This is a genomic window from Chryseobacterium jejuense (genome assembly GCF_900100075.1).
In the GTDB taxonomy this organism is placed as follows: domain Bacteria; phylum Bacteroidota; class Bacteroidia; order Flavobacteriales; family Weeksellaceae; genus Chryseobacterium; species Chryseobacterium jejuense.
In genome coordinates, this window is sequence record NZ_FNEG01000001.1 from 14,750 (window position 1) to 27,613 (window position 12,864).

Annotated in this window: 6 protein-coding genes; 3 read left to right on the forward strand and 3 right to left on the reverse strand. The window is 35.7% G+C overall.

Annotated elements, in window-relative coordinates:
* Positions 1–205: 205 nt before the first annotated feature.
* The 3 genes from BLS98_RS00055 to ligA form a co-directional block, all read right to left on the reverse strand.
* A complete protein-coding gene (locus BLS98_RS00055) occupies positions 206–2,515 on the reverse strand; it encodes a DUF7619 domain-containing protein (protein ID WP_089732408.1) in 2,310 nt (769 codons plus the stop codon).
* Between the two features lie 165 nt (positions 2,516–2,680).
* Positions 2,681–2,950, reverse strand: coding sequence for a T9SS type A sorting domain-containing protein (locus tag BLS98_RS00060; RefSeq protein WP_167356141.1), 270 nt, complete (start codon positions 2,948–2,950; stop codon positions 2,681–2,683).
* A 68-nt stretch (positions 2,951–3,018) separates the two neighbouring features.
* A complete protein-coding gene (gene ligA / locus BLS98_RS00065; protein WP_089732412.1) occupies positions 3,019–5,025 on the reverse strand; it encodes an NAD-dependent DNA ligase LigA in 2,007 nt (668 codons plus the stop codon).
* Positions 5,026–5,265: 240 nt separating this feature from the next.
* Between ligA and BLS98_RS00070 the strand changes: the two genes are divergently transcribed.
* From BLS98_RS00070 to BLS98_RS00080, 3 genes are all read left to right on the forward strand, one after another.
* Positions 5,266–8,364, forward strand: a complete 3,099-nt coding sequence (locus BLS98_RS00070; protein WP_089732414.1) for a TonB-dependent receptor — start codon at positions 5,266–5,268, stop codon at positions 8,362–8,364.
* A 159-nt stretch (positions 8,365–8,523) separates the two neighbouring features.
* Entirely contained in the window at positions 8,524–9,270 is a 747-nt protein-coding gene (locus tag BLS98_RS00075) for a glycerophosphodiester phosphodiesterase family protein (protein ID WP_089732416.1), read from the forward strand.
* Between the two features lie 618 nt (positions 9,271–9,888).
* The gene (locus BLS98_RS00080) at positions 9,889–12,864 is read left to right on the forward strand and encodes a SusC/RagA family TonB-linked outer membrane protein (protein ID WP_089732418.1); all 2,976 of its coding nucleotides are present in this window, start codon (positions 9,889–9,891) and stop codon (positions 12,862–12,864) included.

Genomic DNA, 12,864 nt, shown 5'->3' on the forward strand with positions numbered 1-12,864 from the left:
TTAAAATAATTAATGTTTATTTGTTTTTAATTTAATATTTTAATGTAATTGTTAGCGATGGTTTTATGTAGGGTAGGGTCTGTGAACTCCGATCCTGAATTGTCTTCAGAGGAGCTATGTTTATTATGATAGATCATCAACAATTGCAAAAAAAGCCGTGAAAAATTCACGGCTTTTGAGATGGTATAGATAATAATTTTATAATTTATTCTTTAATAAACTTCTGTACAGAAACCTTGTCTTTTAAGAATAGTTTAATCAGATAATTTCCTTTAGGAAGATCCGAAACATTCACTGTATTTTCTTTTACACCCATAGAGTTAATAACTCTTCCCGCTGTATCATAAATTTCAGCTTTAGTTACTTCATCTGTAGATTTGATATGCAATATATCTTTTACCGGGTTAGGATAAATACTTACCACATTCTTATCATTTTTGACCTCTGAAGTAGCCAAAGTACTTGCAATGGTTGTTGTATAAGTGTTGGTAATAATAGGAGCATTATAATCAAAATAGATTTTGGCGGTATTACTGAAAGAATCTCCAGTATTTAAAGTGGATTTTGTCTTTATTTTAAAGGCTACATATCCATCATTATTGGCATCATCAAAAGGTAACTGAATGTTTTCGAAAATGAATTCTATAATATTAGGATTTGTTACTCTTGTAACATAGCTATGGCTTCCATTCAAAGGAACTAAAGACGAAATATCAAATTTTGTTGCATCTATTTCGTCCTTTACAACAATATTTCTGGCATTAGCTGTTCCTGTATTTTCGAATCGGATTAAGTAATGAACGTAGTCTCCAACCTGAGTTTTTGCAATAGAAGCTCCTTCAAGACAAGTTTTATCATTAGGATCAAAAGAATTGACAACCGTTTGGTTTAAAGCAAAATTATTGTCAGCCGGAGTTTCATCTGTAGCCCCGTTGATTTGTGATGTATAATGTAGAATATCACCACCATTTAAAGCCGGAGTTTGTGTTGGAGTGTTTAGCTTTACAGTGACAATAATTTCTTTAGTTTCGAAAGGATGAAGACTTATGAAGTTCCAGTTCAATATTCCGGAAGATTGAGAAGAAGTAGGCAGAGTTGCATTCATATAATCCATTACACTATCATTATAATTAAATGCCAAGGTACCTGATTGTATCGTATTCCCTTTATTTTTGTAAATGATTTTATATTTTGATTCAAAGCCTGGTGAAGCCTCTGTAACAGGTACAATTACTGTTTCTAAATCATTATGAACACCATTCGGAGTTATACAGAAATTTTGAATAAATGGACTTGCTTGTTGAGGAAAGCTAGCTGTAAAGCTTGTAGGTAAAATATTGAAGTATGCTGGGTTTTCAAGTACCGGAGTCACAGTATGACTGCCTGGCTGTACTGAAAGAGAAAAATCTCCGGAAGTATTGGCAATCACACTTCCTGCAATTCCACCTCCTGTTATGCTGAACTTTTGGAAAGCTTTGTTGGCATCATTGGCATCACAGCCATTATTATTGGCATCAACTTTTGTATTTCCCTGAATGTTGTAAAATGTACCTCCAGGGGTAAATGAACAGTATGAGTTGAGAACACACGTATTTGCAGATGGTAATAAAGAAATAATATCAGGAATTTCAAAATCATCAGCACAGATGTAAACAAGGTTTGGGGTATCTGTGAAGCTTGAAGTATTAGTAGAACCGAAATTCTGAATTCCATTTTTAATGAACAATGATTGAAGAAAAGGATTCTTATCACAATAGAAGCTTGTAAGGTTTTTATTTTGTGACAAATCAATGGTGATAAACTTGTTGAGACTGACCCCCAAGGCTTCTAATTTTGGAAAACCACTGAAATCAAGTGTGCTGATTTGGTTTTGTGTTAGGGTCAGAAATTTTAAATTAGGGGTTTGATTTATAGGTATTGTCTGAAGCTTATTCAATGCTAAGTTTAAGGAGCTGAGATTCGTATTATTATTCAAATAGATATTCTCAAGTTGACATTGTAATATACTCACATCATATAAGTTTGTTAGTCCGGATAAATTAATGGAAGCTATCTTACTGGCAAAGATCTCCATATCATGTAGCTGGCTACACCCTTGAAGGTTTAATGATGAAAGGACATAGCATCTGCTAACTTCCAGGTTATATAATAGGGTATTATTACTTAAATCTAAGGTCTGTAATAATGGAAGACCATCTATATCAAGAGAAGTCAGATTGGTAAAGCTTTGTATTCCTTCCATTGAAACGAGGTTACTGAACAGTTGAGAATAATTAGCCGGAAAACTAGTTACTCGGATGTTTAGTTTTGTAATATTGGAAGCTTCAGATAATTGAATCTCTCCATCATGGTTTTTATCAATGATAGTAAGATTATTCATAAGATCAAAAGCCATAACAGCATTAGGTACATTAGATAGCAGAATACTTTTGAAATTGGCATCAGGAATATTAACAATCTGCGCTTGCAGAGCGGAAAACATAGTCATTAGAAAGACTAGGTAGAGTTTTTTCATGGGATAGTTTAATTTTAGCAAATGTAAACTTTTAAAGAATTACTTTGAGATTTTTTTTAACCACTGTTTACTGTTTGATTGTAAGTGTCTTGTAGGTTTTAAAAACAAAAAAGCGGCAAAATATTTTGCAGCTTTTTACTTTTATTTTATAGTTGTTTTATGAACTTAATCCTTAATGAATTTCTGTACAGAAACCTTGTCTTTTAAGAATAGTTTAATCAGATAATTTCCTTTAGGAAGATCCGAAACATTCACTGTATTTTCTTTTACACCCATAGAGTTAATAACTCTTCCTACTGTATCATAAATTTCAGCTTTCGTTACTTCATTAGAGGACTTAATATACAATATATCTTTTACCGGATTAGGATAAATATTTATTGTATTCTTCTTCTTCTTCTCATTGCTGATCTCTGAAGTACCCAAAGTACCCAAAGTACCTTCAATGGATGTTGTATAAGTATTGGTAACAACAGGAGCTTTATATTAAAAGTTAGATTTTTTTACTGTTTTTCAATTAGATCAAGGAACTGTTGTTCATCCAGAATGTTGATCGTTCCAATATCCTGAGCTTTTTTAAGTTTGCTTCCGGCTTTCTCTCCCACCACAAGATAGTTGAGGTTTTTCGAAACTGCAGAAATATTCTTTCCTCCATGTTTCTCTACCATTTCTTCTGCTGCTTCCCTGGTGAATAGTGATAATTTTCCAGTGAAAAGGAATGTTTTTCCTTCTAAAACGTTAGACAATACTTCATTGGTACTTTCTCCTTTTTCAAGCTGTACTCCATAAGATTTCAAACGCTCAATCATCAATAGGTTTTCAGTGTTTTTGAAAAACTCTTCAATGCTCACTGCGATTTTAGCTCCGATATCTTCTACCTGACAAAGCTCTTCAACAGTAGCATTTTTTAACTCCTCAATGGTAGGGAAGTTTTTTACCAGTTTTTTAGCAACTGTTTCTCCCACATGCTTGATACCAATTCCGTACAATACTTTTTCAAAAGGGATTTCCTTTGATTTTTCAATTCCTGTAATGATATTCTGAGCAGATTTTTCCGCCATTCTTTCCAGTGGAAGAATTTGTTCTTTGGTTAAAACGTAGAAATCAGCAGGGTTTTCAATCAGTTTTTCTCTGTAAAGCTGTTCGATGGTTTCACTTCCAAGGTTATCAATATTCAATGCTTTTCTTGAAACATAGTGAATCATTCTTCCTACAACCTGTGGCGGACAATGAAGTTCATTCGGACAGAAATGGATGGCCTGATCTTCAATTTTCACCAATTCAGTTCCACATTCCGGGCAATGTTTAATGTATTCTATTTCCCTGCTTTCATCAGTTCTTTTCTCAGTATTTACTCCAACGATCTTTGGAATAATTTCTCCACCTTTTTCTACATAGACAAAATCATTTTCATGAAGGTCAAGCTTTTTGATGATGTCTTCATTATGCAGGGATGCTCTTTTTACAATCGTTCCGGCTAGTAAAACAGGTTTTAAGTTAGCCACAGGAGTAATTGCTCCGGTTCTTCCCACCTGATAGGAAACACTTTGAAGTTCAGTTTCTACCTTTTCAGCTTTAAACTTATAAGCCATGGCCCAACGTGGAGATTTAGCTGTGTATCCAAGCTGTCTTTGCTGTTGTAAAGAATTCACTTTTAATACAATTCCATCAATTTCAAATGGCAGGTTGTGGCGTTCCGTATCCCAGAACGTAATAAATTCCTTTACCTCATCCAACGTTTTGCAAAGCTTTGCCTGCTGAGAAGTCTTGAATCCCCAACCTTGTGCTTTTTGAAGCAATTCCCAGTGAGTTTCCGCAGGAATTTCATCAGAAATGAATTGGTATAATACAGAAGAAAGTGCACGTTTTCTTACCTCCGCACTGTCCTGCATTTTCAAACTTCCACTCGCTGTATTTCTAGGATTCATGAATGGATCTAATCCTTCTTCTTCACGAACTGCATTCAGTTTGTCAAAATTCTTTCTCGTTAGATAAATTTCGCCACGCATGAAGAACTGTGATGGGAAATCACCTTTTAACTTTAACGGAATGTCAGAAATAGTACGCACATTCGGAGTGATTTCGTCTCCCTGAAAACCATCACCACGGGTTACAGCCTGAGTAAGCTTTCCGTTTTCATAAAGAATAGAAATAGACGCTCCGTCATACTTCAATTCGGCTACAAATTCTACAGGTTCATCAATCGTTTTGATAATTCTCTTTTCCCAGTCTTCAAGATCATCAAAATCATAAGAATTATCCAGAGAATACATTCTGAATTTATGCTGAATTGTTGGAAATACCTTTGTAATACCACCACCTACACGCATGGTAGGCGAGTTTTCGTCATAAAACTCAGGGTGTTTAGCTTCCAGGTCCTGAAGTTCTTCCAGTAACATGTCAAATTCATAATCTGTAACGGTAGGAGTATCCAGAAGGTAATAGTTTTCGTTATGCTGGTGCAGCTCTTTGCGGAGCTGTTCTATTTTTTGTTGAATGTTTTCAGACATCGGGTTTATATCTTTTGAGCAAAAATAACTAAAGTAATTTCATTTAAAAAATAACGGAATTAAATATTACAGGAAAATTAACAATCTGTAACATGCTTCAATCAACTGACTCAGTAGAAAATAAAACAAGTGTTTAAAGTAATTTAACATATCGTTTCAATTTAATTAAAAAAATGTTAAAACTCCCGTAAACAGAAGGCTCTTAAAGTAAAAATACCTTTGCACATCTAATTTGAAGACATGAGAAAAGTAAAGATTGTACTGGGGTTATTGTTTTTAGGACTTGGAACAATGGCGTATGCACAGACTACGCAGGCTTCCATCGTAGGAAAAGTAACCGGGCCTGGAAGTTCCGCGCAGGAAAAAGTGAAAGTTACTATTGTGAATGAATCTACCGGATTCAGAACAGAGACAGAAACGAACTCAAAAGGAGAGTATATCTTTAAAGAAATTCCTTTGGGAGGGCCTTATACGGTGATTGTAAACGATGATAAAAGAGAAGGCTACAATGTAAACTTCGGAGATCAGGTAACGGTTAACATGGATTTGGGTAATGAAAAGCATATTGAAGAAGTAAAAATTACCGGAAATCTTAAAAATAAAATTGGTAACCTGGGAGCCGCTACAGCTATTTCTGCAAAGAACATCGGGATGCTACCGGTAAATGGACGAAACTTTACCAATCTTACGGAACTATCACCTTTAAGCGGAAAAGGAGGAAATCTTTCCGGACAGTTAGGATCTTCTACTAACTTTACCATTGATGGGATGACCGCTAAAAACCCAACTTCTGCCGGAGCAACTACCAGCCGAAGTGGTGCACCTTTCTCTATCTCCATTGAAGCAGTACGTGAATTTAAAATTACTACCAACCAATATGATGTAACATTGGGAAGAAGTGGTGGTGGAACGGTAAGTGCCGTTACCAAATCCGGTACGAATAAATTTTCAGGAAGTGCATGGGAATATTTAAGAGCCAACTGGCTTTCCAGTCCTTATGATATCAGAGGAAATAAAAGACAGAATGATTTCTCTACTTCTCAGTTCGGATTCTCTTTGGGAGGACCGATCATCAAAAATAAACTCCATTTCTTCGTAGCATGGGATCACCAGCTTGATTCAAGACCATTACAAATTGCAGATATCAGATCTGCAGATGATGAGAAGAGATTCAGTACCACAACAGCAACGCTTAATAAGTTTTTAGATATTGCAAGGGTTAAATATGGGGTAGGAAATACTCCACAGTTCGGAAGCTTTGATAAAGTGAGAAATTCTGATGCTGCATTTTTACGTTTAGACTGGCAGATTAATGAAAAGCATTTGTTGACGTTAAGAAACAACTTCACTTACGATCTTAACAAAAACGGACTAGGGGACAACACCAGTATCAATTTCTTTGAATCTTATGGAAATGATAAAAACTTAGATAATAGTTTATTGTTAACGCTAAGATCAAATTTACGCTCAAATTTAACCAATGAACTAAAAGCACAGTATTTATATACTTTCCAGGATAGCTATCAGAACAATGAATTGGGAAAACCGGTTCCAAGAGCAATTGTTGAAAATGTTACAACACCAGGTTTGGGAGCTACCAATATTCAGATTGGAGGACATCGTTTTGCCCAGGAAAATTTTAGAAATAATGTATTCCAGATTGTAGATAACTTATACTACAACACAGATAAAGTAAAATATACTTTTGGTGCTGATTTAATGTACACCACTTCGAAATCGGTGTACGGAAGTGAAGTAAACGGAAGGTTCCATTTCAAGGATGATCCGGATAAAAAGATAAGCAGCCTTGATAATTTTGATAATCTTAAGCCTTATAGATTTTATAGAGAGGTTCCTTTAATGGATGACCCGTCAGTAAGATCTAATATCTGGAATATCGGAATTTACGGACAATTCCAGACTAAAATTGCCAAAGGATTAGATTTGATGGCTGGTCTGAGATTAGACTATGGTGGATATCCAAAGGCAGAACTTAATCAGAAACTGCTTGATGAAATGGGGATCAGAACGGATAATAAGATCAAGTCTTTTGTGATCCAGCCAAGATTCCAGTTTGAATGGAATATCAACGAACAAAATAAAGACTTCCTGAAGTTTGGAGCCGGGATATTCTCTTCAGATATTAACAATTATATGATTATCAATAATTTGGTGTTCGATGGAAAACATTTGGCTACAGTAGATGTAGATCCTGCAACAGTTGGGCTGACACCGGATTTTATCAATTATAGAAATAATTACGGTTCAGTTCCTACACTTGCTAAGGATCAGGTTCCAACCATCAACTATACCGGGAAAGATGCTAAAATTCCAATCGTTTACAAAGCGAATATCTCCTACACACACTTCTTTAATGACAGGTTCAGAGCGGGATTGGCAGCATATATGGCTTTAGGTAGAAATAACTACTATTACTATGACAGAAACATGGTAGCTAACCCATTCTTTACATTGGATAATGAAGGGGGAAGAGGAGTATATGTTCCTACTTCAGCAATTGATGGTGCAAAAATCGACTGGAAAAAAGGAAGAATCAATAATAATTTCGGAAGAGTATTGGAGTTGGTAAGTGATGGTAAAGTAAATCAGTTCTCGTTTGTTGTAGATACCAGCTACCGTTATTGGAAAGATGGAGAAATCACAGCAAGTTATACATGGTCTGATATTAAAGACAATACTTCATACAACGGAAACGTAGCCAATTCTGCAACATTATCTACAATGGTTCAGGGGGATCCGAGAGATTTGAGAATGACTTATTCTGACAACCAGTTCCGAAATAAAGTGGTTATTTATGGTAACTCACCTACTATTGCAGGATTTACATTGGGAATCAGATATTCAGGAATTGGGGGAACACGTTTCTCTATGACAGCAGGAGGAAATATTAATGGAGATTTTGTGGATAGCAATGACCTTGCTTATATTTTCCCTAATGTAGCTCAATCTATTATTGATGATCCTAGTGTAGGACAGGCATTGAAAGATTATGTGAATGAATATAACGGTAAAATTGCAGAACGTAATGGGGGTAAGAATGGATTTTATGGATTTTGGGATTTACGTGTAGCGAAGAAAATAAAATTCGATAAAGTAGGTGCATTTGAGCTTTCTGTAGACATCTTCAACGTAGCCAATCTGCTTAATAAAGAATGGGGCGTAAATGAATCGTATGGAAATACTTCCATGTACAGAATCAAAAAATTCGATCCGGTTACCAAGCAGTTTGAGTACACAAAAAATGTGAGTGGTAACGGTTTAGCACCTCTTTCAGGAAATCCATATCAAATTCAGATTGGAGCGAAGTACAGTTTTTAATCAATAGTAACAGTGAGTAGCCACAAAAGGAAGAATCTTTTATTAACCAACGTGTGATGTAAAGACCTTTCTTTTGTGGTTTTATATTTCTCAATACGTCCTATTTAACTACCTTTATCAAAAGTTTCAGGACTTTATTTTAATTATCTAAATTATATTATGAAAAATTTTATCTTAGGGTTAGCAGTTTTAAGTACAGTTTTAATGAAAGCACAAACCCAGATTATTGCCCATAGAGGATATTTCCAGGCTCAGCCACCTACAACGGAAAATTCAATTCAATCATTAGAAAATGCTCAGAAATTAAAAGTTTACGGTTCTGAGTTTGATGTGAGAATGACGAAAGACGGAGTATTGGTCATTAATCACGATGAGCATCACGGTAAAATGGAAATCTCTGAAACCTTATTCAAAGAATTGGAAGCTTTGAAATTATCAAACGGCGAAAAATTTCCTACTTTAAAAGACTATTTAAAACAAGGGAAAAAAGATACTTCCGTGAAACTGATCGTAGAGATCAAACCGGATAAAACTCCTGAGATTGAAAATGAAATCACTCAGAAGACGATCAAAATGATTAAGGATATGAAACTGGAATCTCAAAGTGAATTCATTTCTTTCAGTCTTAATATCTGTAAAGAGATCAAAAAATTGGCGCCATCATTTAAAGTTCAGTATCTGAACGGAGAACTATCACCGGAGCAGATCAAAAAACAAGGATTGGATGGTATGGATTATCACTACAGTATTTTCCAGAAAAATCCAACCTGGATTGCTGAAGCAAAAACTTTAGGATTAATCACCAACTCATGGACGGTAAATGACATTGCTGTATATGATGAACTGAAAAAACAGGGAATCGGATTTGTAACAACAAACATTCCTGAGCAGCTGAAAAATAAATAGCACTAAGCAAACAAATAATTTTCTAAAGTCTATCCTTCTAAGGGTGGACTTTTGTTTTATGAAAACCTGAAAAGCAGATTAATAATAATTCGTGCATTAGTGGCAACAAAATAAGTGTCTTTTGTAAACGCAGAGAGCGCAATGATATCTTTTTGACTACGTTCATTTTCGTTCAGCTAGGGACACTTACTCAGTGATTGCTGAGTAAAACGCCTCTGCGTTCTTAAAAATCATCCAGTATCATTATAAAATCTTAGCGAGCATTGCGTTAAAAATCTAATAATCCAAAACTGCATTTTAATTTTGTAGTGGTATCCATACTAATGATTAAAAATGGTTTCCAGTCTATTATTCTTAAACTTAACTTATGTAGCTTTGATCCTTTTTCCTTAGATTTTCTATTATTATCTCAGAGCAAGACAATAAAGATACACAAATAAACAGAGTTTGAAAATAGTGTTAAAAATCCTTAATTTTTTAAATGACTGTTAGATAGTGTTTTATGTAATGTTGTTAAGAAATACTTAATATAGTATTCAATGAACATTTAATAAACGTTAAAATGTTGTTAAAGCCATACTCATAATGTCGTTCTAATTTTGCGCAAACAAAAAGGATATGCGTAAAGAGACACAAAAGTTGTTGGTATTGTCGCTGTTAGGATTATTCAGCGCCAGTCTGACCGCTCAGCAGAAAGCTAAAAAAGACACTATTAAAGGACTTGATGAAGTAGTAGTGACTGCTTTGGGAATCAAAAGGCACGATAAGTCTTTAGGGTACTCTACCCAGACAGTTACTTCTGAAGAAATTCTAAGAACTCAGAATAATAACTGGGCACAGGCTTTAGAAGGTAAAGTAGCCGGGTTAAAGATTCAGACTGCAGGAGCAGGACCTTTGGGTACAAGCCGTATCACGCTTCGTGGGGACATCTCCATGAATATGGGGAATAATGATGCTTTGATTGTTGTGGATGGCGTTCCTTTGAGTGGAAAAAAAACAGGAACCGGAACTTCAGCGTATGGAGCAGGTTCAGGTGGAGACTTACCTATTGATTATGGAGACAGTTTTAACAGCATCAACCCTGATGATATTGAATCCATCTCTATTCTGAAAGGGCCTACAGCATCCGCATTATATGGCTCAAGAGGTTCAAGAGGAGCCATTATGATTACCACCAAATCCGGAAAAAGCAGAAAAGGAAAAGTTCAGGTTGCTTTTAATTCCTATTCAAGTTATGATTCAGTATTGAAATGGCCGGATTATCAATATGAATACGGGCAAGGAACTCAGCAAAAAGATAAAAACGGAAACTATTATTACTCCTATGGACCATCTGTTGATGGAATAAACACAGGTTCTACGAGTAGTGCCTTCGGACCAAAGTTTGACGGCCAGTACTACTTCCAGTATGATCCTAACATAGAAGGACAGAGCTTGGAAAGACAGCTTTGGAGACCTTATAAAAATAATATTAAAGACTTCTGGCAGGTAGGATCCAATTATTCAAATAGTTTATCTGTAGAGCATTCTAATGAAACTACCGCTTTCAGAACATCACTTTCTTATCTGAAAAATGAATGGATGATGCCTAATACAGGCTTAGACAGATTCAATGCGGCTTTATCCTTAGATCATAAACTGAGCAGCAGACTGAAGATTGGGACTAAAATAAACTTCAGTCAGACAAAAAGTGATAATCTTCCTGCAACAGGGTATAACAACCAATCGATCTCTTATTTCATGATCTTTCAGAATCCCAACGTAGATCTTGCGTGGTACAGGCCTATCTGGAAGAAAGGGCAGGAACAGGTAGATCAGGTTCACCCTTTCAGTTCTTATATTGACAATCCTTACCTGATTGCCTATGAAAACTTGAATGGCACCAACAAAAAAACAATTACAGGAAATATCAATATCAGTTACCAGCTGGCAAAAAATCTTGATGTAGCCTATAAAACCGGTTTGGAATGGAACAATGAACTTCGTACCCAAAGAAGACCTTGGAGTTCTGCCAATTACGCGAAAGGGTACTACAGAGAACAATACATCAGATATATGGATTTGAATAATGATGTTTTATTCACTTATAAAAATAAATTCGGAAATATTGGAGTAACAGCTTCAGCTGGAGGAAATATCAGGTATCATGAATATACCATGAATGATTACAGAGGAAATGGTCTTAATAAAGCAGGCCTTTACCAGCTTTCCAATGCCATGCAGGTAGAATATAAGCTTCCAAAACCTAATGATAATCAGGTAAACAGTGTGTATGCATTAGCCAACTTCAGTTATAAAGACATGATCTTCCTGGATGTAACAGCAAGAAATGACTGGAGCAGTACACTTCCTGCTCATAACAGATCTTATTTTTATCCGTCTGTATCATCATCCTTCATATTATCAGATATCTTTAAATTAAAATCAGACAATTTAAATTTCTGGAAACTGAGATTATCATGGTCTAAAGTAGGAAACGATACGTATACCTACATGCTTGATAAATATTATGAAAACAGTGGTTTTGTTGGATCCGTAGAAGCTCCGTTACTTTATCCAAATCCAAATCTGAAGCCGGAGATGATTACCAATATTGAAGGAGGTATGGATTTTACCCTTCTGAAAAACAGATTGACATTCAACTTTACGGCTTATCAGAATAATTCTAAAGACCAATCGATTATTATTCCGATGTTGTATGAAACAGGTTATAACAAAAGAATCATCAATGCTGGTGAACTGAGAAACAGAGGAATTGAGATGACTTTAAATGCTTATCCCATTAAGAATAAAAACTTCTCATGGAGTGTAAACGCCAACTGGTCAATGAACAGAAATAAAATCATTTCCCTTCCGGAAGAGTATAATGGGAAACCTTATACGATGGGAAGTATAGGAGGTGTAGTGTTTTATGATGCTGTAGTTGGAGGCTCTTTGGGAGATATTTACGGAGCAGGATTGGTATATTCGCCGGATGGACAGGTAGTTTATGATGCTAAAGACGGCTTAACGGCAAAGTCTACAGAAATGAAAAAGATTGGAAATGCTTATCCAAAGTGGAGAGCAGGTCTTCAGAACGAATTCAGATACAAAAATATTACCGTGAGTTTCTCATTTGACGGGCAGTATAAAGGAATTGCTTACTCTCACTCCCATCACAAAATGTCTGAACAAGGGAAACTTACCCATACTCTTGCAGGAAGAGATAATCCGGGCGGTCTAATCGTTGGGCAGGGAGTTGTTCAGAATCCTGATGGAACTTTTTCTCCTAATACAAAAGGAATTCCGGTTTCCGCTTATTATGGAGACTACTATAGAAGAGCAAACGTAGAGACCAACTCATTTGATACTTCATACCTTAAACTGAGAGATGCCAGAATCTCTTATTCTTTCCCAAAATCAATTGTTGAACCTTTAAAGCTTACAGATATTACCCTTGCGGTATTTGGAAGAAACCTTTGGATGTGGACGAAGTTCCCACTATTTGATCCGGAAGCAGCTACGTTAGATGATTCTACCATTACACCGGGAGTTGAGATGGGGCAGTTACCTCAGGCAAGAACTATTGGTTTCCAGTTAAATGTTAAATTTTAA